Here is a 22,752-nt window from a genome sequence, read left to right on the forward strand (position 1 = left end):
ACGCGATGGCGCAACCGGACCCCCGGGACCCGATCGCCCGCGCCCGCCGCAACTGGGAGGACGCGGGCTGGGGCGGTGACATCGCCGCAGGCATGGAGGCGGTGACCTCCGTGATGCGGGCGCACCAGATCCTGCTCGCGCGGATCGAGGCGGCGCTCAAGCCCTTCCGGCTGTCCTTCTCCCGATTCGAGCTGCTGCGGCTGCTCGCCTTCACCAAGCGCGGCGAACTGCCGATCTCGAAGGCGAGCACGCGGCTGCAGGTGCACGTCTCGTCAGTGACCCACGCGATCGACCGGCTCGGCGAGGCCGGGCTGGTGGAACGCAAACCGCACCCGACCGACGGCCGCACCACGCTCGTCGCGATCACCCCGGAGGGCAGGGAACTGGTCGAGAAGGCCACCGTCGTGCTCAACGAGGTCTTCGCCGACATCGGTATGCCCGACGACGAGTCCGCGGCGCTGGTGAGCGCCATCCGCTCGCTGCGCCGGTTCAACGGCGACTTCTGACCGCGGCCGCCGTGACCTCCGCGGCCGTCCGCACCCCGTCGTCCGACGACGCTCGCTCGTGCGGCCGCAGGGATCGCGCGCACAGGGCGAAGGCGACGGCGATGCCGGTGTGCACGAGCAGGATCAGGGCGAAGGCGTGCCGGGCGGACATTCCGCCTGCCAGCGCCGTGTAGCCCGTGCCGAGCGTCGCGACGCCCAGCGCGAACGCGGCCTGCTGCGCCGTCGAGATCAGTCCGCCGGTGAGCCCGGCGATGCGATCCGGCACAGAGCTCATGATCGTCCCGACGAGCGGGCCGAACTGCATCGCCTGTGCCGCGCCCACGAGGATCAGGGCCGGCTGGACCGCCCACGCCCAGATCTGTGGGGCCGCGAGAGCGCTCGCCGCGAGGGCCAGCAGGCCGATCGCGTTGAGCGCCGCCCCCACCGGCATCGTCCTCGCTCCGAGGCGGCGGTGGATCGTCGGCTGCCTCAGCGAGACGGACACGAAGGCGGCGCCGTAGGGGACGAGGGCCACGCCCGATGCGACGGGGCTCATGCCTAGCGCGTGTTCGCTCACCAGCGCGTACTCGAAGACCAGGGCGCCGTAGCCCGAGAAGAAGAGCAGGGCCATGAGCAGGCCGACCCGGATCGGGCGGTGCGCGAACACCGACGGCGGAAGCATCGGAGCACGGCCGGCGGCCTCGGCCCGTCGCTGTGCCGACCAGAACGCGGTCCCGGCCGCGACGGCGACGGCGAGCAGCAGCCAGGAGACCGGCGGCCAGCCGAGGGTGCCGCCCAGCGACAGCCCGACGAGCAGCGCGAGCAGTGCCACCGTCAGGAGTGCCGTGCCGCGGTAGTCGAGGGGCAGCCGGCGCTCCGCCCGGGTGTCGGGCACCGCACCGACGGCGGCCGCGGCGACGAGGGCGATCACGGCGGCGGACCACCAGACCGTCCGCCATCCGAGCCCGGCCGGATCCCAGGCCAGGAGCGCGCCGCCGAGCACCTGCCCGCCGCAGAAGCCCAGGCCGGCTGTCGCCGCGATCACGGCGATCGCGCGGCGCCGCGCCTCGCCGGACGTGGTGGCCTGCACCGTCGAGAGCACCTGGGGTGTGAACGCCGCCGCGCCGACGCCCTGCACCGCGCGCAGCACGATGAGGGACGTGACATCGGGCGCGAACCCCGCGGCGACGGACGTGACGCCGACCGCGATCAGCCCTGCGGCGAACACCCGCCGCCGTCCGCGGTTGTCGCCGAGCCTGCCGAACAGGATGAGCGCCGTCGCGAAGGTCGCCGAGAACGCCGCCAGGATGAGCGTCTGCTCCGCCGGCGATGCCGACAGCCTCCGTGCCACGTCCGGGACGGCGACGTTCGCCGAGGCGAAGAGGAAGGTCGTGAGGAAGTAGGCGAGGCCGAGAACGGCGAGGCCTCGACGGGTGAGGGGCGGTGGAGGGGTGGACATGCGCTCGACGATGCGCCGACGCCATCCGGGTATCCAGACCGCGCGGATCCTAGTAGTGACACCACCGGGCTCCACGTCGCCGACGCGCCGCGGGGCGAGGGATACTCGGTCCATGGGCACCCGCAACAACGCCGAGCTGGCGCGCTTCCTGCGCACCCGCCGTGAGCAGGTGACCCCGGAGCAGGTGGGGTTACCCGCCGGCGGCCGGCGCCGGACCCCGGGCCTGCGCCGCGAGGAGGTCGCGGCCCGCGCCCACGTCGGCGCCACCTGGTACACCTGGGTCGAGCAGGGACGTGATGTGAACCCGAGCCCCGAGGTGCTGTGTGCCGTCGCGGACGCGCTGCTGCTCGATCCGGGGGAGCGCGATCACGTGCTGCGGCTGGCCGGCCATCCGCCCGGGCCGCCCGCCGTGGAGTCCGGTGCCGCCGCCACCGTCCAGCCGGTCCTCGACGCTCTGCTGCCCAACCCCGCCGCGGTGCTCAACGCCCGGGGCGACATGGTGCTCTACAACGTGGCCTTCCGCTTCCTGATCACCGACGTCGAGGACTTCCCGCCGGAGGACCGGAACTGCCTCTGGCTGGACTTCACCGACGAGCTGTGGCTCGGCGCCTACGTCGCGGACCGGCAGGAGCTCGAGGCCGTCGTCGCGCGGACCAGGGCGCTGTACGCGAGCTCCCACGCGGACCCCGCCTGGGAGCCGATGCTCGGCCGGCTGCAGGCTGCGTCCCCGCTGTTCGCGCAGTTGTGGAACGCGGGGCTGGTGCTGGATGCGGCCGACTGGGAGAAGACGATCCGCAACCCTCGGGTGGGCGAACTGCGCCTGCAGGTGAGTACGTTCAACCTGCGGGACCGTCCCTCGCTGCGGATGCTCACCTACCTGCCGAAGGACGAGGTCACGCGCGAGCGGCTCACCCGGATCGTGCCGCCGGAGCACCGCGAGACGTGATCAGGGCGCGACGGTCAGCGGTGGCCGTCGCGGGAGAGCATGCCGGACAAGTGTTCCCGGCTCAGCCGAGCGGCCGCGGTGGCGTCGCCCCGCTCGACGGCGGCGAGCAGCTCTGCGTGCGAATCCTGGTCGTCGTCCCCGCCGAAGGGCTCGGGCCGGGACCGCAGCATGTCGACCATCGCGCGCCGCAGGTGCGCCGCGATCCCGTCGAACATCTCCAACAGGACGGGATTGTGCGCCGCGGCGATGACGGCGCGGTGGAAGTCGGTATCGGTCTCGACGTGGCGCACCAGGTCGCCTCGGTGCGCGGCGCGGATCGCGAGTGCGGCCCGGACGGCGTCGAGGTCCTCCTCGGTGCGCCGGTGCGCGGCGAGCGCGGCGGCCTCCACCTCGACCGCGATCCGTGCCTCGAGCACCGCGTCGATCGCCGCACCGTCGAGCATCGTGTCGAGGCCCGACGGGGCGTCCAGTCTGGTCACGAAGACCCCGGAGCCCTGGCGGGTGGTGAGCACGCCGATCCCCGCCAGGCGTCGGATCGCCTCGCGCACCGTCGACCGCCCTACGCCGAGTTGCGGCGCCAGGGTGGTCTCGCCGGGGAGTCGGTCACCGATCGCCCATTCGCCCGACCGGACCCGGGCGAGCAGGGCGTCGGCGGCCTGGTCGGCGAGCGATGCGCGACGGAGCGGGGGCATGCGTCGAGAATACTTCTCAGCGTGTCTGAGGAGTTGTGGTAGGGTCGTGCCCATGACGCAGCGCGACATCTCGCTTCTCCTTCCGCGCCACGGCGGGGTCTGATTCCGGGCCGGCCTCCCGCCGTGGGGAATCCGTGCCGGCCCGTGTCCTGACCCGATGAAGGAACCGTCATGCCCTTTCCCACGATCGACTCACCTCGCGGCCCCGTCCCCGGCGCGGCGCCCGCCTGGAACCGCCAGCGCGCCTCGCAGATGCCGCACCATCGCTACCGCGACGTCCACGCCCGCGTCGACGTTCCTCTGTCCGATCGCGCCTGGCCCACCCGGCGCCTGACCGCGGCGCCACTGTGGGTCCCCGTCGACCTGCGTGACGGCAACCAGGCACTGCCCGAGCCGATGGACCCCGCCCGTAAGCGCCGCTTCTTCGAACTCATGGTGGCGATGGGCTACAAGGAGATCGAGGTCGGGTACCCGTCCGCGTCGCAGACCGACTACGACTTCGTCCGGCTGATCGCGGAGTCGGACATCGCACCCGAGGACGTGACCGTGGTCGTCTTCACGCCCGCGCGCCGCGATCTGATCGAGCGGACGGTCGAGTCCGTCCGCGGGATCCGCAACGAGGTGGTCATCCACATGTACACCGCGACCGCCCCCACCTGGCGCGACGTCGTCCTGGGCCGGAGCCGCGCGGAGTTGACGGAGCTGATCCTGGACGGCGGCCGCGATCTGCTCGCATCGGCGGGAGACCTGGACGGAGTGCGCTTCGAGTTCTCGCCCGAGGTCTTCAACCTCACCGAGCCGGACTACGTACTCGAGGTCTGCGACGCGATGACCGGCCTGTGGGATGCCACTGCAGACCGCCCGGTGATCCTCAACCTGCCCGCGACGGTCGAGGTGGCGACGCCGAACGTCTACGCCGACCAGATCGAGTACATGGACCGCAACCTCGCCCGCCGCGATGCCGTGATCCTCTCGGTGCACCCCCACAACGACCGCGGGACGGGCATCGCGTGCGCGGAGCTGGCGGTGCTGGCCGGGGCGCAGCGCGTCGAGGGTTGCCTCTTCGGCAACGGCGAGCGCACGGGCAATGTCGACCTGGCGACGCTGGCGCTCAACATGTTCGCGCAGGGCATCGACCCGATGATCGACTTCTCCGACATCGACGAGGTGCGGCGCACCGTCGAGACGTGCAACGGGATCGGTGTGCACGACCGGCACCCCTACGTCGGCGACCTCGTGCACACCGCCTTCAGCGGAACCCATCAGGACGCGATCAGGAAGGGCTTCGCCGAGCACCGCGCCCGCGCCGAGGCCGAGGGGCGCGACGCGCGTGACATCGAGTGGCGGGTGCCCTACCTGCCCGTCGACCCCGCCGACATCGGCCGGACCTATGACGCCGTCATCCGCGTGAACTCCCAGTCGGGCAAGGGCGGGATGGCTTACCTGATGGAGCGCGACCTGGGTCTGGAACTGCCGAGGCGGCTGCAGATCGAGTTCGCCCGGCATGTGCAGGCCCGCGCCGACGACCAGGGCACGGAGATGGACACCGCCGCGCTGTGGGCCGTCTTCGAGGAGGCCTTCCGCGCCGAGGGTGACCGGTTCGAGCTGGTCGAATGCGTCGTGGGGCAGACCCCGGACGGCAGTGGAGTCACGGTCGGGCTCCGGGTCGACGGGACGCTGCACCGAACCGTCGTCGACGGTGCCGGGCCGGTGGAGGCGCTCGTCGCCGCGCTCGCCGAGCACGACGCCAAGATCGAGGTTCTCTCCCTGCATCAGACCTCGCTCGGACGCGGCGACGATGCGGAGGCGCTCACGCTCCTGGAGTTCCGCCGCGACGGCGAGGTGCGCTGGAGCATGGGCCGCGACCGATCAGTGCTGGCCGCGACGGCCGCCGCGGTGATCGGCGCCGCGCACATGACCGGCCGGTAACGTCGCGGGGTGCGCGGGCAACCAATAGGGTCGGTAGGCGTGCACGCAGAAGGAACCTTCACCGTCGAGCCCACGTACCCCGCGTCGCTCGCACCGCTCGCCGACCTCGCGCTGAACCTGCGTTGGGTCTGGCACGGCCCCACCCAGGACCTCTTCTCCACCGTCGCCCCCGAGGTGTGGGCGGCCACGAAGGACCCGCTCGAAGCCCTCCGCGGCGCGGATCAGGCCCGAGTGGCCGCACTCGGCGCCGACGAGGAGTTCGTCGCGCTGGTCCGCGCGCTCCACGCCGACCTGAACGATTACCTCACCCGGCCGTCGTGGGCCGACGAGCTGAAGGACGGCGCGAAGGGCATCGCCTACTTCTCGATGGAGTTCGGCGTGAGCCAGACGTTGCCGAACTACTCCGGCGGCCTCGGCGTGCTCGCGGGGGACCACCTCAAGGCGGCCTCCGACCTCGGCCTGCCGCTGGTGGCATTGGGCCTGCTGTACCGGCACGGCTACTTCCAGCAGTCGCTCTCCGCGGACGGCTGGCAGCTCGAGCAGTACCCCGAGTTCGATCCGGCGCAACTCCCGCTGCGCCCGGTGACCCTCTCGAGCGGGCAGCAACTGGTGGTGTCCGTGCCGCTGGAGGGGCGGGTGCTCAGCGCGGCCGTGTGGCGGGCGGACGTGGGCCGGATCCCGCTGCTCCTGCTGGACACCGACATCGAGAACAATGACGCGGACCTCCGGGCGGTCACCGACCGCCTCTACGGCGGCGACGCGGAACACCGGCTGCGCCAGGAGATCCTGCTCGGCATCGGCGGGGTGCGCGCCGCCCGCGCCTTCTGCGACCTCACCGGGCACCCGGGGATCGAGGTCTTCCACGCCAACGAGGGCCACGCGGGCTTCCTCGGGCTCGAGCGGATCCGCGAGCTCATGGCCACCGAGGAGCTGACGTTCGCGGAGGCGAAGACGCTGGCCCGCACCGCCACCGTCTTCACGACGCACACACCGGTGCCGGCCGGTATCGATCGTTTCCCCGTCGACCTCGTGCGCCGCTACTTCGGCGACGGCGGGCAGATGTGCTCGCTGCTCCCGACGGTGCCGCTCGACGACGTGATCGCCCTGGGCGCGGAGGCCGACCCCGGCGTCTTCAACATGGCCCACATGGGATTCCGGCTCGCCCAGCGGGCGAACGGGGTCTCGAAGCTCCACGGCGCCGTGAGCCGCGAGATGTTCGCGGACCTGTGGCCCGGCTTCGAACCCGCCGAGGTGCCGATCGGCTCCGTCACGAACGGCGTGCACCACGGGACGTGGGCCGATCGCCTCGTCGCCGAACGGGCCACCGACCCGCTCTCGATGCCCGACGAGGCCCTCTGGCGCCTGCGGACCACGCTGCGGCACCGCCTCGTCGAGGAGGTGCGCTCCCGCACCCGCACGGCCTGGATCGAGCGGGGCGCCGTGGACGCCGAACTCGGCTGGACGGACCGGATGTTCGACCCCGAGGTGCTCACGATCGGCTTCGCCCGCCGGGTCTCGACGTACAAGCGGCTCACGCTGATGCTGCGCGATCCGGAGCGGCTGCGCGCCCTCCTGCTCAGCGCGGACCGGCCCGTGCAGGTGGTGATCGCCGGGAAGAGCCACCCCCACGACGACGAGGGCAAGCGATTGCTGCAGCAACTGCTGCACTTCACCGACGACCGCGCGCTGCGCCACCGGATCGCCTTCCTGCCCAACTACTCCATCGGGATGGCGGGGTACCTGTACCACGGCTGCGACGTCTGGCTGAACAATCCGCTGCGGCCCCTGGAGGCCTGCGGCACGTCCGGGATGAAGAGCGCGATGAACGGCGGCCTCAACCTGTCGGTCCTCGACGGCTGGTGGGACGAGCTCTACGACGGGAACAACGGCTGGGCCATCCCGTCGGCCGTGGGCGTGGACCCGGGGCGGCGCGACGACATCGAGGCGGACGCCCTCTACGACCTGCTCGAGCACGAGGTGGTACCCGCGTTCTACGACCGCCGCGACCCCGACGACGCACCGTCGCGCTGGCTGGCCAAGGTGCGGCACACCCTCTCCGCGACCGCGCCCGAGGTCTCCGCCGACCGCATGGTCCGCGAGTACGCAGGCGACTACTACCGGCCGGCGGCGCGCTCCGCCCGTGCGACGCGGCCGGCCGTCGCCGACCTCGTCGAGTACATCGACCGGGTCCGTGCGGGCTGGGACGCGGTGCGCATCGGATCGTCGAACGCCGCGGTCGTGCCCGAGGGTGTCGACCTCACCGCGGACATCGACCTCGGCGCTCTGGAGGACGGCGACGTCCGCGTCGAAGCCGTGATCGGCGGCGTCGACGAGGCCGGAGAGATCGTGGACGGCAGGGCCGTTCGTCTCCACTTCGACGGTGAGCGTTACCGGGCGGTGCTGCCCGGTCAGGTGGGTCGGTTCGGCTACGCGGTGCGCGTGCTCCCGCAGCACCGCCTGCTCACCGGCCCGGCCGAGCTCGGACTGGTCCGGTACGCGCGATGACGGTGCTCGCGGTGGACCTCGGCGGCACGAAGGTGGCGGCCGCACTGGTGGAGCCCGACGGCACCGTCGTCGAGGCGTCCCGCCACCGTGCCCCGACCGGCCCGGAGGCGACGACGGCCGAGCTCGAGGCCTCGATCACCGAGGTCGTCCGCGACGCCCTGGCGGCGGCGGACGGGCCCGTACAGGGCGTGGGACTCGCTGCGGCGGGGCCCGTCGACGATGCGGCGGGGACCACGTCGCCGATCAATCTCGAGGCGCTGCACGGCTTCCCGCTGCGCGACCTGGTGGCGGACGCAGCCGGTGGCCTGTCCGTCGAGTTCCGCCGCGACGGCGTCGCGATCGTGCTCGGCGAGCACTGGCTGGGCGCCGCGCGCGGCCACGACGACGCCCTAGGCATGGTGGTCTCCACCGGCATCGGCGGCGGCTTCATCGTGGGCGGGCGCGCGCTGGTCGGCAACGCCGGGCACATCGGTCAAGTGGAGGTCTCGGGGTACACCGGCAGCGAATCCCTCGGCCGCACGACGATGCTCGAGTCCGTCGCCTCCGGGCCGCACACCGTGGAGTGGGCCCGGACCCAGGGCTTCGCGGGCACCACCGGCGAGGAACTGGGGGAGGCGTACCGCGCCGGCGACGAGGTCGCGGTCGCCGCGGTGCGACGGTGCGCCGCCGCCGTCGGACAGGGGATCGGTAGCGCGGTCGCGCTGGTGCCCGTCTCGGTGGTGGTGCTCGGCGGCGGCTTCACCAGGGTCGCCGACGACTTCGTCGCGCTCGTGCAGAGCGTTGTCGCGGAACACCCGCTGCCCTACGTCGCCGGCGCTCGGGTCGTTCCCGCCGGCCTCGGCAGCGACGCCCCGCTCATCGGCGCCGCGGCCCTTGTCTACCGCCGGAACGTCCTGTCCTGACGGCACCGTCAGGCGAGGTGGAACGGCGACCCGGCACCCGGGGTGGTCGCGAGCCGGGCCACCAGCTCGCCCAGCGCGGGCAGGAACTTGAAGCCGTGCCCGGAGAACCCGGCGGCGACCGTGATCGGACCGACGTTGTCGATCGCGAAGTCCGTCGTCGGGGTCGAGGTGTACGTGCAGCTGATCTCCTCGAACCGGTCCGGGTCCGCGCCGGGGATCCATTCCGCGACGTACCGCCGCAGGGCCCGCAGTTGGACCGGCTCCGACCGCAGACTGCGCGCATCGGGGTCCGTCACGGGACCCACGCCGTGCCACCCGGCCTTGATCCCGACGCCGGGCGTCCACCCGCCGTAGACGGCCGAGGGCCACCACGGGCCGTCGGCCTCGGGATGGTGATTGAACGCAGGCAGATCGGCGATCGGCGCCGCGAGCGCGAAGTGCGCGGGCTGCTCCTGGGTGACGGTGAGCCGGGGCAGGTCCACCACACCCGCCAGGAGACGGTTCGACCAGGCACCCGCCGCGACGACGGCGGTGCGCGCGGTGATCGGCCCGGCTTCCGTGTCGATGACCACGCCGTCGTCGTTCGCTTCGATCGAGGTGACCCGGGTGTCCTCCAGGATCCGTGCGCCGCGGGCCTCCGCGACGCGATAGAGGGCGTCGACGGACTGCTCGGCGTAGAGCCGCCCGCCGTCGGGGAAGTGCACGGCGGGCCCGGCGAACCGCAGCTGCGGCCACCGTCGGGAGGCCTCGCGCGCGTCGAGGAGCTCGGCGCGCAGGCCGATCGTGGGCAGGGCCTCCAGGAGGTCCGCCACGTCCGGGCGCGGCCCGTGACTGACGACACCCACCTGGTCGAGGAGGTGCGCGCCGGACTCGGCTTCGATCTCCCGCCACAGGGGCAGCGCCGCGCGCAACAGAGCGAGGTACTCGGGGCGGGTGTAGCCCGGGTTGAAGTTGCGCGTGGCGCCGTGGGAGGCGCCCAGCGGGTGGGCGCGCCGGTACCGCTCGATGAGCACGACGTCGACTCCGGTGCGAGCGAGCGCCCACGCCGCGGCCGCCCCGACGCCGCCGCCCCCGACGACCGCGACCCGATGGTCGGCACGTGTCATTGCGTCTCCTCTCGCACGGTCGGCGGGTTCACGTCGACCGGGAATCGCGTTCGAAGCTACGGCAGAAAGGGGCGGCAGGCTTTCCCTCACGTCGATCCGATCGCAGTGACGGCATCACGGTCCACGTCACCCGATCGGCGGCGCGATTGGGCTAGTGTGTGGCCGTGATCGGCGGATTGCTCTCTCCCCGTGACGCCCGCACCTACTGGTCCTCGGGCCGGATGCCGAGCGACCAGTTCCTGCTCTACTGCTTCGATCACGGTGCGGCGCACGGTCCGTCCGCCGCCGAGGTAGCGGATGTCGTGCTGGCGCGCGCCCCGTCGATCGCCGACCTGCGGCTGCGGATCTCGCCGGCGCCCGGCGATCTCGAACACCCCGCATGGGCGCCGAACACCGTCGTCGACGTGCGCGAGGGCATCGCGCATACCTGGGACGAGGTGCCCGGCGCGCTCGCGAGGCTGTTCGCGCGCCAGGTGGATGCGACGGTGTCGCCGTGGCGTCTGCACGTCTTCCCGCACGTCGCCGGTGCTCCGCGCTGCAGCGGGACGGCTACCGTTGTGGTGCTGCAGGTGGCGCACGCCCTCGCGGACGGGCGCCGCGCGTCCGACATCGCGCGGAGGCTGTTCGACGGCGCCCAGGCCGCCGAGGTCCCGGTCTTCCGCCCGCTTCCGGGCGCGGTGCGCGCCGCGCGCGGCCTCGCCGGGCTGCCCGTCGCGCTGGTCCGCACGATCGCCCTCGGCCTGGTCAGCTCGCCCGCCCGCGCCGAGATCGACCGGCGCACCCGGGCCGGCCTGCTGCCCGAGCCGGTGCCGGGGAGTCCGCTCACTCCGCTCAACGTCGCGCCCGACGGTTCGCGCGACGTCCGGATGCTGGTCCGGGACAGTGCCGCCCTGCGCTCCGAGTACACCGTGACGGTGAACGCGCTCGCCGCGGTGTCGCTCGCCGTGGAGCGGTACCTGCACGGCCATGGCGCGGACGTGCCCGGCGGTCTCGCCGCGGAGGTGATGGTCGCGCGCGAGCCGCGGCGCGGGGAGCGCAACGCCTTCGGGAACGTCTCGGTACCGCTGTATCCGGAAGCGCCCATAGCGGATCGGCCCGCATTGATCGCCGCTGCACTGGCGGGCGCGCGGGCCCGCGCCGCGAGTCCGCTGTGGCGCACCGTGGGCGCGGCGGAGGATGCGGCACCGTCGGTCCTGGCGGCGTTCGGCGTGCGCTCCTTCGACCCGACGACGGTGCCGGAGACGATGGCGGGTGCGACCGTGCTCTCCAGCGTGCACCGGGGACCGTCCGATCTGGAGCTGCTGGGCGGGAGATCGGTGTTCACCGCGGGCTTTCCGGCGCTCTCGCCCGCCATGGGGCTCACGCACGGCGTGCACGGCCTCGGTGACACGGTGACGGTGTCGGTGACCAGTAGTCGCACGGCCGTACCGGATCCGGACGAGTATGCGGAGCTGCTCGCCGCGGCGCTCCGCGAGGTGGCTCAGTCGGCCTGAGGCGCCGGGCCGGTGGTGTCGCCGACGATGAGCTCGACATCCATCGCGACAGTCGGCAGTGGCGCACCGTCCTGCGCCGCGAGGAGGGCCTGCGCTGCGCGCCTGCCCATGTCGACGATCGGCTGGCGGATGGTGGTGAGAATGCGGTCGAAGCCGTCGATGCGGACACCGTCGAAGCCCACGACCGAGAGGTCCTCCGGGACGCGGAGCCCCCGGGACTGCGCCGCGCGGATCGCGCCCACCGCCAACAGGTCCGACTGTGCGATGACGGCGGTCGGCCGGCTCCTGTCCAGGAGTTCGGTGGTGGCGCGGAAGCCCTCGTCGATCGTGCTGTCGGTGCTCACGGCGATGGGGGAACCCGCGAACGCGGCCAGCGCGGCGCCGGTGCGGGCCTTCTCGACATCGCCGTGACGCAACCGCACGATGCCGACGGTGCGGTGCCCGAGCGACCTCAGGTGCTCGGTGAGGAGTGCCGTCGCGGAGCGGTTCTCGACGCCGACGCTGCCGATGTCGTCGACCTGGTTCCCCGCCGTGACGACGGGGATGGAACGCTTCGCCATCGCCGCGCGCAGTTGGGGGAGTGTGGGCGAGCAGCCCGCGGCGACGATGCCGTCGACGGGCAGCGTCCGCAGGCGCTCCTCCGGTACCGAGTCCGGGATGAGCAGCACCGACGTCGGGCTCGCCGCGAGCGCGGCCGAAACCCCGTCGAGGATGCCGATGATGACCGGATCGCGGAAGGCGCGGCCGGCCTCGTCGTCCACCTGGACGCCGATGATGTCGGTGCGGCCGCTGCGCAGCGAGCGGGCCCGCGGGTCCGGTCCCTCGTAGCCGAGCTCGGCGGCGGCGGCGAGCACGCGGGCGCGGGTGGCGTCGCTGATCGGCTTGTCGACGCCGAAGGCGTGCGAGGCCGTCGACAGCGAGACGCCCGCCGCCTCGGCGACGTGCACCAGCGTTATCCGGTTTGACCCGCGTGTCATGGGGACCTAGCCTAGCAAGGTCTAATCGAAACGTTTCGAAGGGTTGATCGGTGAGCGTGGGTTTCCAGGACCAGAGGACGGAAGCGGCAGGGGGCTCGGTGCTCGCCTGGCGCAACGCCGTCGCGGTGATCTTCGCGCTCAGCGGTCTCACCTTCGCGAGCTACCTGGGCCGGCTTCCGCAGGTGCGAGACGACCTCGGTGCGAGCACGCTGCAGGTCAGCCTGCTCACGTTCGGGCTCGCCGTCGGGTCCGTCGTGGGCCTGGTCGGCTCAGGGGCGCTCGCCGCGCGGTACGGTGCGCGCCGCGTGATCGCCGTGACCCTGCCCGCGCTGGGCGTCACGATGATCGCCGCGGCTGCCGGGGCGCAGGCGGGGAACTACGCACTCACGCTGCTGCCGTTGGTGTTCGTCGGCCTCTCGCACGGTATCACCGACGTCTGCATGAACCTCTCCGGCGCCGAGAACGAGCGGGCTCTCGGTCGCACCGTGATGCCCGCCTTCCACGCGGCCTTCTCGCTGGGCACCGTCGCGGGCGCGCTCACCGCCGCCGCGGCGCAGGCGGCGCACGTACCCCTGCTGCCGCACCTGCTCGTGGTCAACGGCGTGCTGCTGGTGGCGGGCTGGTTCGCGCTGCGGCACGTGCCCTTCCGGGCGCACGACGCCGACGACCACGCGCCCGTCTCCCGCCGCGAGCGGCTCGCGGTCTGGCGCGAGCCCCGGACGCTGCTCATCGGCCTGATGGTGCTGGGCATGGCGCTGACCGAGGGGAGCGCGAACGACTGGCTGGCGCTGGCGATGGTCGACGATCACGGCACGTCGAAGACGGTCGGCACGCTGACCTTCGCGGTCTTCGTGACTTTCATGACGATCGGCCGGTTCGCGGGCACCCGCGTGCTCGACCGGTTCGGGCGGGTGCGCACTCTGCGTGCGTGCGGCGCGCTGGCATTCGTCGGCCTGTCGATGGTGATCTTCGGCCCGACCTGGCTCGCCTACGCGGGCGTCGCGCTGTGGGGTCTCGGCGCCTCCCTCGGCTTCCCGGTGGGCATGTCCGCGGCCGCCGACGAGCCGCGCATGGCGGCCGCACGTGTGTCGGTGGTCTCCACGATCGGCTACCTCTCCTTCCTCGCCGGGCCGCCGATCATCGGTGCTCTCGGTGAGTACGTGACACTGCTGTACGCGCTGATCCTCGTGCTCGTCGCCGTCGCCGTCACGGTGGTCGTGGCGCCCGCAGCGCGGGAGCCCGCGTCCGGCGGACCGTCGACCTCGGTCTAGCGCGAGGAATCCCGGTTCCGCCCGGCCGGCGAGGCGGCTCTCCCTAGCGGGACGGCTTCATCAGGGCCGGTGTTCCCTCCCTGGCCAGTACAGCTAGGGAGCGCCACGAGCGAAGCGAGCGAGCGGCGCGGTCAGCGCAGGAGCTGCCAGGCGAAGGCGGCGGCCAGCGCGCCGGCGCCGTTGAGGCACCAGTGCAGGGCGATGGGGGCGATGAGGGAGCCGCTACGGGAGCGGAGCCAGGTGAACACCCAGCCGGCGAAGGCGGTCGCGATCACCGCGCCGGCGATGCCGAGGAACTGCGCCAGCGGTCCCGCGCCGAGGATCTTCGTCAGACCGGCGTTGCCGCTGGTCAGCCCCAGCGACGAGGCGATGTGCCAGAAGCCGAAGAGGAGGGAGCCGGTGACCACGACCCAGCGGAAGTGCATCGCCCGCGACAGCGTGCCGTGCAGTGCTCCGCGGAAGGCCAGCTCCTCGGGGATCACCGTCTGCAGCGGGATGATCACCATCGATGCGATGATCGCGGTCGAGAAGGTGGCGTAGCGGTCGTTGAGGAACAGGCCGCGGGTGACCGGGAGCAGGGCGCCGACCACGATCACCGTCGCCACCACGAACACCGCGGCGGCCGCGTACTTCGCCCCCGAGCGCCAGTGCGCGCGGCCCAGGCCCAGCTCGTGCCAGTCCAGGCCGCGGTGCCGGGCGATGCCGATCAGCAGGACCGCGGACACCGGGACGGCGAGCAGAGCCGCCCAGCTGCTGGTGAAGTGCGCGATCAGGTTCGTCGCCACGAGGACCGCGACCACCACGCCCACGTCGACGATCGCGCGCGCCCCGGACACCGCCGAGCGCAGGGCGGAGTGATCGGGGGCGGTCGTCTGGGCTGTGGTCACCCGCTCCATGGTCCAGACACGCGGCGGTTCGCGCAATGAGTGTGACCATCGCTAAGGTGTCCACCCGTGACCCAGGACCGCAGTACGTCGCCCGACGGCGGTCTCGCGAGCGGCCTCCGGCGCGCCGCGCTTCCCCTCTTCCTCGTGGCCATCGGCGCCCGGATCGTGTGGATCCTCGCCGGTCAGCACAACTTCAACTTCGTCGACCTGCGGGTCTACTACGAGGCGGCGCAGCGGGTGACCGCGGACGGCGGGCTCTACGACTTCGCCCTCCGCGACTACACGCCCCAGCAGCCACTGCCCTTCACGTACCCGCCCTTCGCGGCGCTGTTCTTCTACCCGCTGAAGTTCCTGCCCTTCCCGGTGGTGGCCGTCGGCTGGGTGGCGCTCACCGCAGGCCTGTTTTTCCTGGTCATCCGCATGTGCCTGGCGATCCTGGCCGCGGGGCGCGGCGCACCGTCGCGCCTGGCCGACGTGCCGCGCGAGCTCCCCCTGATCTGGACGGCCGCCGCGTTGTGGATCGACCCCGTGCGCACCAACCTCGACTACGGGCAGATCAACGTGGTCCTCATGACCTTCGGTGTCTGGGCCGCCTACCTCGTCGCTCGCGCCGCCCCGTCACCGTCCCTCGCTCTGAAGCCCGAGAAGGTCGACGGTGCCTCCGGGTTCCTCATCGGCATCGCCGCCGGGATCAAGCTGACCCCCGCGGTGGGCGGGCTGTTCCTGCTCGCCCGCGGTCGGGTGTGGGCCGCCGTCTTCTCCGCCGTGACCTTCGCCGCCACCGTCGGCGTGAGCTATCTCATCCTGCCGTCGGAGACGCGCCGCTACTTCACGGTGCTGCTCGGCGACACCGGGCCCATCGGTGATCCCGCCAAGCCCGACAACCAGGCGCTGCGCGGCGCCGTCTCGCGGTTCGCCGGGCACGACGTGGGCACCGGCCCGGCGTGGATCATCGCGGTCGCGGTGGCCGCCGTGCTCCTGTTCGCGGCCTGGTGGGTCGTGCGCCGCGGCGACGCCCTCATCGCCCTCGTCCTGGTGCAGTTCCTGGGCCTGCTGGCCTCGCCCATCTCCTGGATCCATCACTTCGTGTGGATCGTGCCGCTGCTGATCTGGGTGGTGCACGGCCCGCTCGGGCGCGGCGGCGGCGCTGACTACTGCAGCCCCGGCGCCGCGTACACGCCCTGGTCCACCGCAGCGGCGCTGGTCGTCGCCGTCTTCGGCTACATCGGGGTGCACTTCCTGCGCAAGGGACTCGCCGCGATCGGGATCGAGGACGGCGTCTTCTGGGCTCTGCTCATGGCGCCCGGCGTGCTCGCGGCGGCCGTTCTGGTCGCGCTGATCCTCGCGCAGCGGCGACGGCTGGACGCACTAGTCTGAGCGGATGACCAACCTCGGCCGGTTCGGCCTTGCGATCCTGACGGCGGCGACCTTCGCGACCAGCGCGTGCGCGACGAGCACGGCACCGTCGACGGAGAGCGGCGCACCGTCGGCCACCGGCACCGTGACCCTGGTGACCCACTCGAGCTTCCACCTGCCCGCAGCAGTGCTCGCCGACTTCACCAAGCAGACGGGCCTGGCGATCAAGACCGTCGAGCTCGGCGACGGCGGCGAGCTCGCCACCAAGCTGTCGCTGACCCCGGGCAACCCGCCCGGCGACGTCGCCTTCGGCGTGGACAACACCTATGCGGCACGGCCCGTCCGGGCCGGTGTCTTCGACGAGTACGTCTCGCCCGCCGCCGCGAACGGCGCGCAGGACTACGCGATCGCCGGCATGAAGCAGCTCACCGCGGTCGACTTTGGCGACGTCTGCGTGAACATCGACACCCGCTACTTCCGCGACAAGAACCTGCCCGAGCCCGCCACCTACCAGGACCTGGCGAAGCCCGAGTACCGCGGCCTGACCGTGGTGCAGAACCCCGAGACGGCCTCGCCGGGCATGGCCTTCCTCGCCGGCACCATCGCGACCCTTGGCGAGGGCTGGCAGGACTACTGGCGCTCGCTGCGCGCCAACGACGTCGCCGTGACCCCGAACTGGTCGACGGCGTACTCCACCGACTTCTCCGGCTCGTCGGGCAAGGGGCCGAAGCCGATCGTCGTCTCCTACGCGAGCTCGCCCGCCGCGGAGGTGGGCAAGGACGGCTCCGCGCCCCCGACCAAGGCGCTGCTCGACACCTGCTTCCGCCAGGTCGAGTACGCGGGCGTGCTGCGCGGCACCAAGAACCCCGACGGCGCCCGCAAGCTCATCGACTTCCTGCTGACCCCCGCGGTGCAGGCCACGATCCCCGACGAGATGTACGTCTACCCGGTCACCCGCGGCGTCGCCCTGCCCGAGGCCTGGGCGAGGTACGCGCCCGTCCCGCCGAAGGCCGCCACCCTGCCCGCCGACCGCCTCGCCGACGAGCGCGACGGCTGGGTGCGCACGTGGCGCCAGCTGATGGGGCGGTGACCCCTCTGTCGTTGCGGGGCGCCGTGCCGCCATCCTCGCGCGGGCGGCTCCTGCTGCTGGCCGCTCCGCTGCTGTTCGTCGCGGTCTTCTTCCTGTGGCCCGTCGCCGCGATCGTCGTGCGGGGGCTCTCCTCCGACGGTGTCGGGTTGTGGGAGGGCTTCACGGGCGCCGGAGGGCTCGGCCTGGTCTGGTTCACGCTCTGGCAGGCGGCGGCGTCGACGCTGCTCACCGTGGTCCTCGGCCTCCCGCTCGCGTGGCTCACCGCGCGGGTGCGGTTCCGCGGGCAGTGGCTCGTCCGGGTGGTGGCGACGGTGCCCTTCGTACTCCCCACCGTCGTGGTCGGCGTCGCCTTCCGGACCCTCTTCGCGCCGGGCGGGAGCCTCGGCTTCCTCGGTCTGTCGGAGACGGTGTGGGCCGTGCTCCTGGCCCACGCCTACTTCAACGTCTCCGTCGTCGCGCGGATCGTCGGCGGGGTGTGGTCGGCCGTGGACCCGCGCGCCGAGCAGGCGGCCCGCACGCTCGGTGCCGGACCCGCGCGCGCCTTCCTGACCACGACGGCGCCGGCGCTGCTGCCCGCGATCGCGTCCGCGGCGTCCGTGGTCTTCCTGTTCTGCGCGACCAGCTTCGGCATCGTGCTCGTGGTCGGCGGCACGCGGCTGCGGACGCTCGAGACCGCCGTCTACCAGGAGGTCGTCGGCGCCTTCGACCTGCGCACCGCGGCGCTGCTGGCGCTGGTGCAGATCCTCATCGTCGTGGCGTCCGTCGCGCTGAGCGGGGCGCTGCGCGTCCGGGTCTCGCGGCCCTCCTCCGCCGCGCGGCCGCAGCCCCCGCCCCCCGCCGGGTGGACCCGGATCGCGGTGCTCGCGGGCGTGCCCGTGACGGTGGTGCTGCTGCTCTTCCCGCTGGCCGCGCTGGTGCTGCGGTCGCTGCATCCCGACGCGTCGGGGGCGCTGAGCCTCGACGCGTACCGCCGGCTCACCACCGACTTCGGCGGCGTGGTCCCGGCGAAGGCACTCGTCATGTCGCTGGTCACCGCAGCGCAGGCGGGTGGCATCGCCCTGCTGGTGGGCGGGCTGGCCGCGGTCGCGATCGCCCGCTCGCGCGGCCTGCTCAGCCGGTTCGCCGATGCCGTCGTGATGCTGCCCCTCGGGGTCAGCGCGGTGACTCTCGGCTTCGGCTACCTGCTCGCGCTGCAGTCCCTGCCCGCCGTCCGCGAATCCGCGGTCGTGCTGCCCTTCGTGCAGGCCCTCGTCGCGCTGCCGCTCGTGGTGCGGGTGCTGGTGCCCGCGCTCGGCGCCGTCGACCCGCGGCAACGGCAGGCCGCCGCCGTCCTCGGGGCGTCGCCGATCCGCGTCTTCACCTCTGTCGACCTGCCGGTGATCAGCCGGTCGGTGGCCGTGGCCGCGGGCTTCGCGTACGTCGTTACGCTGGGAGAGTTCGGTGCGGCGAGTTTTCTGGTGCGCCCCGAGCAGATGACGTTGCCGGTCCTGATCGGCCGGATCGCGGGGCGCCCGGGCTGGGACAGTGCGGCATTGGCGGCGTCGTGCTCGGTGCTGCTCATCGTCGCGACGGTGCTGGTGATCGGCGCCGTGGAGGCGCTGCGCCGCGACGACATCGGGAGGGCCGAGTTCTGATGCGAGAACGTCACGTCGGGGGAGGGGAGTCGCGGTGCTGACCATCGACCGGGTCTCGGTGCGCTACGGCGACCGGACGGCCGTGCGGGACGTCTCGCTCACCGTCGGTCAGGCGGACGGGACGGACCGCGCCGACGCCGTGACCGCGATGCTGGGCCCGTCGGGCTGCGGCAAGTCGACTCTCCTGCGCGCCGTCGCGGGCCTCGAACCGCTCGCCGGGGGACGGATCCTGTGGGACGGCGAGGACCTCGCGCACGTCCCCACGCACCGCCGCGGCTTCGGCATGGTCTTCCAGGACGGCCAGCTCTTCGGCCACCGCGACGTCGCGGGGAACATCCGGTACGGACTGCAACGCCACCACTGGCCGCGGGCCGAGGCGAACGCCCGGGTCGAGGAGCTGCTCGAGCTGGTGGGGCTGCCGGGGATGGCCGCGCGGCCCGTCGGCGAACTGTCCGGCGGCCAGCAGCAGCGCGTCGCCCTCGCCCGCGCCCTCGCGCCCAAGCCGCGGCTCCTGCTGCTCGACGAGCCGCTCTCGGCCCTGGACCGCCAGCTCCGCGATCGCCTTGTCGGCGACCTGCGGCGCATCCTGCGCGAGACCGCCACGCCCGCGCTCATCGTGACCCACGACCACGACGAGGCGGTCGAGCTCGCCGACACCGTCGCCGTGCTGGACGCCGGAGAGCTGGCCCAGGTGGACCGGCCCGCGCGCCTGTGGCGGCGCCCGCGCACGCCCGACGTCGCGCGCTTCCTCGGCTACTCCGTGCTGCTCGACGCCCAGGTCAAGGGCCTGCAGGCGACCTCCGCGCTCGGCCAGGTTCTCGTCGACTGCCCCGACGGCCGCTTCCAGCTGGGGCTGCGCCCCGGATCCGTCGTGATCCAGGCGCACGGGGTGCCGGCCCGCGTCACCGGCTCGGTCCCCACGGCCGACGGGGTGCGGATCACCGCCGCCGTCGACACCGACGACGGCGAGCTCCTCGTGGACGCCCTCGGGGACACGCCGCCGGCCGACGGCGAGATCGTGCGCGTCGCGCTCAACCCGCGCCGCGTCGCCGTGATCGGATGATCCCGTGAGCTCCGTCGATGTCTTCACCCCGCGCCAGGCCCGTGCGCTCGTCTCCATCGCCGACACCCTCGTCCCCGGCTGGGACGGGGTGCCCGGCGCCGGCGAGATCGACTTCCTCGCCTCCGTCTCGCGGACCGCGCGGCACAAGATGCTGCCGCGCGAGCTCAGGGAGTTGCAGCTCTTCCTCGACGTCTGGGACACCCGCGGCTTCGGGCTGATCAACCGGATCGGGCCACGGCGCTTCTCCGCGCTGCCGCAGGAGCGCCGCGAGGAGGCGCTGCTCGGCTGGGGCGCGCACGCCCTCGCGCCGGTGCGCGCGATCTTCCAGGGGCTGCGCTCGCTGCTGATCGGCGCCTACTACATCGCACCCGACGCGACCGCCGCCCGCGCCGCGATCGGCTACCCCGAGGCGCCCGGGCCGCTGCCCGACGCGCCCGAGCGGCCGTTGCGGCCGCTGGCACTGCCCGCAGGCGGGGCGAGGCTCACGGCCGACGTCGTGGTGGTCGGCTCCGGCGCCGGAGGCGGCACGGCCGCCGCGGTGCTCGCGGCCGCGGGGCTCGACGTGCTCGTCCTCGAGCGCGGCGGCTACCACGACGACCGCGACTTCGGCGCGGGCGAGCTGGAGTCCCTCACGACGCTCTACGCCGGCGCCCCCGCGATCTCCGCCGAGGGCCAGTTCTCGTCGTTCATGGCCGGCGGCACGCTGGGCGGCGGCACCGTGGTCAACTGGTCCACCTCGTTCGCGACGCCCGACCACGTCCGCGCGGAGTGGGCCGCGCACGGCGCCCGCCAGTTCGCCGGCGACGAGTTCACCCGCTCCCTGGAGGCCGTGCAGCGCCGGCTCCGCGTCAACACCGACCACGGCGCCGCCTCCTCGCGCGACGCGATCCTCGAGCGCGGTCTCACCGCGCTCGGCTGGCACTGCGCGGCGATGCCCCGCAACGTGCTCGGCTGCGATCAGGGCGTCGAGTGCGGGCGCTGCGGGTACGGCTGCCGGATCGGCGCCAAGCAGTCCACCGCCAAGACCTGGCTGCAGGACGCCGCCGCCGACGGCGCGCGCATCGCCGTCGGGGTCGAGGTGCGACGGGTCGTCGTGGAGCGGGGCCGCGCGACCGGCGTCGAGGCCGTCGGGCCCGACGGTGCGCCCGTTACCGTCGCCGCCGAGGCCGTCGTGGTGGCCGCCGGATCGTTGCAGACCCCTCCGCTGCTGCGGCGGTCGGGCCTGCGGAACAAGCGGATCGGCGAGAACCTGCGGCTGCATCCCGTGACCGCCGTCGCCGGCGTCTTCGACGAGGACGTCCGGCCCTGGGAGGGCGGCCTGCAGACCCGCTACTCCACCGAGCACGCCGACCTCGACGGCGACGGCTACGGCGTCATCTACGAAACCGGACCGGCCAGTCCCGGCGCGATCACGCTGTTCCAGCCCTGGCACTCCGCGGAGCAGCACGCCGCGGACATGCGCGCCCTGCGGCACACCGTGCAGGTCGGCGTCATCGTCCGCGACACCGGCTGCGGCCGGGTCACCGTCGGGCGCGACGGCGAGCCCGTGGTGCGGTACCGCCTGGGCGACCACGACGCGGCGCACATGCAGCGCGGCGTGGTGGGGGCGGCCGAGATCCTGGCCGCGGCCGGGGCGCGCTCGGTGCGCAGCTCGCACCAGAACCGGGTCGCCGCCGACCTGCCCGGAAGCCTCGACGGTTTCGCCGCCGCCGCGCAACGCGAGGGCTACGCGCCCGCCCGGTGCATGATGATCGCGCTGCACATCATGGGCTCCGCCGCGATGGGCGGAAGCCGCGAGACCTCGGCCACCGACCCGGACGGCGCCACCTGGGAGGTCCCGAACATCGTCGTGGCCGACGCCTCGTGCTTCCCCACGCCCAGCGGCGTGAACCCGATGATCTCCATCGAGGCGATCGCGCACATGAACGCCTCGCGGCTCGCGGCGCGGATCTCCTAGCGGCGCTCGCCGTCGAGGTACCAGTCCGGGAGCGGTTCGGTGGTCAGGCGGGTCCCGTCGCCCGGACGGGTGAGGGTGAAGACGGCGCGCTGGATCCGGGGGATGCGGTCCATGTCGTCGGCGATCGCTGCGAGCCGGGCCGCGACCTGCGACTCCGGCAGGTCGCCCTCCAGATCGACGGCGGCGACGAGGAAGAGACGGTCGGCGCCGACCCACTCCATGTGCAGGAAGCTCACCTGCTTGACGTCGGGATGCGCGAGCAGCGCCTCGAGCATCCGGTTGCGGGCGAGCGGCGTCGCCTCCTCGCCGGTGAGGAAGTCCATGTTCCGGCGGATCAGGAAGACCGCCACGAAGCCGAGCAGGACCCCCACCGCGATCGACCCGATGGCGTCCCAGGCCGGATTCCCGGTGATCTGGTGCAGCGCCATCGCGGTCGCGGCGATGACGATGCCGATCAGTGCGCTGAGATCCTCGGCGAAGACCGAACGCAGCACCGGGTTCGACGTGATCCGCACGTAGCGCAGGGGGTGCAGCATGCGCTCCTGCGCGCCGGCCCGGGTCTGCCGCAGCGCCTGGAGGAAGGACGTGCCCTCCAGCACGAAGGAGATCGCCAAAACCGCGTAGCCCCAGCCGTAGTCGGCCGCCTCCTCGGGTGCTCCGAGTGCCGAGATGCCATGCCACACCGACACCGCCGCGCCGACGCTGAACAGGCCGAAGGCCGCGAACATCGACCACACGTAGCCGGATCGGCCGTAGCCGAACGGATGGCTCGCATCGGCCGGCTTGCCCGCCCGCTTCGCGCCGACGAGCAGGAAGACCTCGTTGCCGGTGTCGGCCCACGAGTGCGCGGCCTCCGCCACCATCGCCGCCGACCCCGTGACCGCCGCCGCGACCGATTTCGCCACCGCGATCAGGATGTTCGCGCCGAAGGCGATGAGCACCGTCACCAGGCTCTCGTCCCGGGTACCGTCCGCCGCCTTGTCGCCCATGCTGCCGATCG

Annotated in this window: 18 protein-coding genes; 12 read left to right on the forward strand and 6 right to left on the reverse strand. The window is 73.0% G+C overall.

What is annotated here, in order from left to right; translation table 11 throughout:
* The first annotated feature begins 5 nt into the window (after nucleotides 1-5).
* Nucleotides 6-506 carry a MarR family winged helix-turn-helix transcriptional regulator gene (locus FK268_RS15465; protein ID WP_146435576.1) on the forward strand — a complete coding sequence of 167 codons (501 nt, stop codon included), beginning with the start codon at nucleotides 6-8 and terminating at the stop codon, nucleotides 504-506.
* On the opposite strand, the gene FK268_RS15470 is transcribed toward FK268_RS15465, so the two are convergent.
* Nucleotides 490-1,944, reverse strand: a complete 1,455-nt coding sequence (locus FK268_RS15470) for an MFS transporter (protein WP_158636128.1) — start codon at nucleotides 1,942-1,944, stop codon at nucleotides 490-492. The genes FK268_RS15465 and FK268_RS15470 overlap by 17 nt on opposite strands.
* Nucleotides 1,945-2,056: 112 nt before the next feature.
* Here FK268_RS15470 and FK268_RS15475 point away from each other — a divergent pair, with 112 nt between their 5' ends.
* On the forward strand, nucleotides 2,057-2,890 hold the full coding sequence (locus tag FK268_RS15475) for a helix-turn-helix transcriptional regulator (protein ID WP_146435579.1): 834 nt from the start codon (nucleotides 2,057-2,059) through the stop codon (nucleotides 2,888-2,890).
* A 14-nt stretch (nucleotides 2,891-2,904) separates the two neighbouring features.
* Here the strand turns inward: FK268_RS15475 and FK268_RS15480 are convergent, their stop codons facing one another.
* Nucleotides 2,905-3,582, reverse strand: a complete 678-nt coding sequence (locus tag FK268_RS15480; protein WP_146435581.1) for a FadR/GntR family transcriptional regulator — start codon at nucleotides 3,580-3,582, stop codon at nucleotides 2,905-2,907.
* Between the two features lie 171 nt (nucleotides 3,583-3,753).
* Between FK268_RS15480 and FK268_RS15485 the strand changes: the two genes are divergently transcribed.
* The 3 genes from FK268_RS15485 to FK268_RS15495 are packed head-to-tail and all read left to right on the forward strand — an operon-like array spanning nucleotide 3,754 to nucleotide 8,918.
* Nucleotides 3,754-5,511, forward strand: a complete 1,758-nt coding sequence (locus FK268_RS15485; protein WP_146435582.1) for a 2-isopropylmalate synthase — start codon at nucleotides 3,754-3,756, stop codon at nucleotides 5,509-5,511.
* 39 nt (nucleotides 5,512-5,550) lie between these two features.
* Nucleotides 5,551-8,016, forward strand: coding sequence for an alpha-glucan family phosphorylase (gene glgP, locus FK268_RS15490; protein WP_146435584.1), 2,466 nt, complete (start codon nucleotides 5,551-5,553; stop codon nucleotides 8,014-8,016).
* Nucleotides 8,013-8,918 (forward strand): ROK family protein, encoded by a 906-nt coding sequence (locus FK268_RS15495; RefSeq protein WP_146435586.1) that lies wholly within the window; start codon nucleotides 8,013-8,015, stop codon nucleotides 8,916-8,918. The genes glgP and FK268_RS15495 overlap by 4 nt, the downstream gene beginning before the upstream one ends.
* A gap of 8 nt (nucleotides 8,919-8,926) precedes the next feature.
* On the opposite strand, the gene FK268_RS15500 is transcribed toward FK268_RS15495, so the two are convergent.
* Complete coding sequence (locus FK268_RS15500; RefSeq protein WP_146435587.1) at nucleotides 8,927-10,024, reverse strand: FAD-dependent oxidoreductase; 1,098 nt, start codon at nucleotides 10,022-10,024, stop codon at nucleotides 8,927-8,929.
* Nucleotides 10,025-10,188: 164 nt separating this feature from the next.
* On the opposite strand from FK268_RS15500, the gene FK268_RS15505 reads away from it, so the two are divergent.
* Nucleotides 10,189-11,517 (forward strand): WS/DGAT domain-containing protein, encoded by a 1,329-nt coding sequence (locus FK268_RS15505; protein ID WP_146435589.1) that lies wholly within the window; start codon nucleotides 10,189-10,191, stop codon nucleotides 11,515-11,517.
* Here the strand turns inward: FK268_RS15505 and FK268_RS15510 are convergent.
* Nucleotides 11,505-12,494 carry a LacI family DNA-binding transcriptional regulator gene (locus FK268_RS15510; protein WP_146435591.1) on the reverse strand — a complete coding sequence of 330 codons (990 nt, stop codon included), beginning with the start codon at nucleotides 12,492-12,494 and terminating at the stop codon, nucleotides 11,505-11,507. The two genes, FK268_RS15505 and FK268_RS15510, sit on opposite strands and share 13 nt — an antisense overlap.
* A gap of 50 nt (nucleotides 12,495-12,544) precedes the next feature.
* Here FK268_RS15510 and FK268_RS15515 point away from each other — a divergent pair, with 50 nt between their 5' ends.
* Nucleotides 12,545-13,765, forward strand: a complete 1,221-nt coding sequence (locus FK268_RS15515; protein WP_146435593.1) for an MFS transporter — start codon at nucleotides 12,545-12,547, stop codon at nucleotides 13,763-13,765.
* 131 nt (nucleotides 13,766-13,896) lie between these two features.
* Here the strand turns inward: FK268_RS15515 and FK268_RS15520 are convergent, their stop codons facing one another.
* Nucleotides 13,897-14,661, reverse strand: coding sequence for a CPBP family intramembrane glutamic endopeptidase (locus FK268_RS15520; RefSeq protein WP_146435595.1), 765 nt, complete (start codon nucleotides 14,659-14,661; stop codon nucleotides 13,897-13,899).
* 57 nt (nucleotides 14,662-14,718) lie between these two features.
* Here FK268_RS15520 and FK268_RS15525 point away from each other — a divergent pair, with 57 nt between their 5' ends.
* From FK268_RS15525 to FK268_RS15545, 5 genes are read left to right on the forward strand one after another with little or no spacing between them, the layout of a single operon-like run.
* Entirely contained in the window at nucleotides 14,719-16,029 is a 1,311-nt protein-coding gene (locus FK268_RS15525; RefSeq protein WP_146435597.1) for a glycosyltransferase 87 family protein, read from the forward strand.
* A 4-nt stretch (nucleotides 16,030-16,033) separates the two neighbouring features.
* Nucleotides 16,034-17,098 (forward strand): thiamine ABC transporter substrate-binding protein, encoded by a 1,065-nt coding sequence (locus FK268_RS15530; RefSeq protein WP_146435599.1) that lies wholly within the window; start codon nucleotides 16,034-16,036, stop codon nucleotides 17,096-17,098.
* Nucleotides 17,095-18,732 carry an ABC transporter permease gene (locus FK268_RS15535; protein WP_231707100.1) on the forward strand — a complete coding sequence of 546 codons (1,638 nt, stop codon included), beginning with the start codon at nucleotides 17,095-17,097 and terminating at the stop codon, nucleotides 18,730-18,732. Before FK268_RS15530 ends, FK268_RS15535 begins: the two co-directional genes overlap by 4 nt.
* Before the next feature lie 34 nt (nucleotides 18,733-18,766).
* Nucleotides 18,767-19,795: an ABC transporter ATP-binding protein gene (locus FK268_RS15540; RefSeq protein ID WP_146435601.1), complete on the forward strand. Its 1,029-nt coding sequence runs from the start codon at nucleotides 18,767-18,769 to the stop codon at nucleotides 19,793-19,795.
* Nucleotides 19,796-19,799: 4 nt separating this feature from the next.
* Complete coding sequence (locus FK268_RS15545; protein WP_146435603.1) at nucleotides 19,800-21,752, forward strand: GMC family oxidoreductase; 1,953 nt, start codon at nucleotides 19,800-19,802, stop codon at nucleotides 21,750-21,752.
* Here FK268_RS15545 and FK268_RS15550 read toward each other — a convergent pair.
* Nucleotides 21,749-22,741, reverse strand: coding sequence for a cation diffusion facilitator family transporter (locus tag FK268_RS15550; RefSeq protein WP_146435605.1), 993 nt, complete (start codon nucleotides 22,739-22,741; stop codon nucleotides 21,749-21,751). The genes FK268_RS15545 and FK268_RS15550 overlap by 4 nt on opposite strands.
* Between the last annotated feature and the right edge of the window lie 11 nt (nucleotides 22,742-22,752).

It is taken from the genome of Tsukamurella sputi (assembly GCF_007858445.1).
Lineage (GTDB): Bacteria > Actinomycetota > Actinomycetes > Mycobacteriales > Mycobacteriaceae > Tsukamurella > Tsukamurella sputi.

Bases quoted from the DNA above. Each gene is read 5' to 3' on its own strand.
- FK268_RS15465 (WP_146435576.1), top strand. From the start codon at position 6: ATGGCGCAACCGGACCCCCGGGACCCGATCGCCCGCGCCCGCCGCAAC.
- FK268_RS15470 (WP_158636128.1), bottom strand. From the start codon at position 1,944: ATGTCCACCCCTCCACCGCCCCTCACCCGTCGAGGCCTCGCCGTTCTC.
- FK268_RS15475 (WP_146435579.1), top strand. From the start codon at position 2,057: ATGGGCACCCGCAACAACGCCGAGCTGGCGCGCTTCCTGCGCACCCGC.
- FK268_RS15480 (WP_146435581.1), bottom strand. From the start codon at position 3,582: ATGCCCCCGCTCCGTCGCGCATCGCTCGCCGACCAGGCCGCCGACGCC.
- FK268_RS15485 (WP_146435582.1), top strand. From the start codon at position 3,754: ATGCCCTTTCCCACGATCGACTCACCTCGCGGCCCCGTCCCCGGCGCG.
- FK268_RS15495 (WP_146435586.1), top strand. From the start codon at position 8,013: ATGACGGTGCTCGCGGTGGACCTCGGCGGCACGAAGGTGGCGGCCGCA.
- FK268_RS15500 (WP_146435587.1), bottom strand. From the start codon at position 10,024: ATGACACGTGCCGACCATCGGGTCGCGGTCGTCGGGGGCGGCGGCGTC.
- FK268_RS15510 (WP_146435591.1), bottom strand. From the start codon at position 12,494: ATGACACGCGGGTCAAACCGGATAACGCTGGTGCACGTCGCCGAGGCG.
- FK268_RS15520 (WP_146435595.1), bottom strand. From the start codon at position 14,661: ATGGAGCGGGTGACCACAGCCCAGACGACCGCCCCCGATCACTCCGCC.
- FK268_RS15530 (WP_146435599.1), top strand. From the start codon at position 16,034: ATGACCAACCTCGGCCGGTTCGGCCTTGCGATCCTGACGGCGGCGACC.
- FK268_RS15550 (WP_146435605.1), bottom strand. From the start codon at position 22,741: ATGGGCGACAAGGCGGCGGACGGTACCCGGGACGAGAGCCTGGTGACG.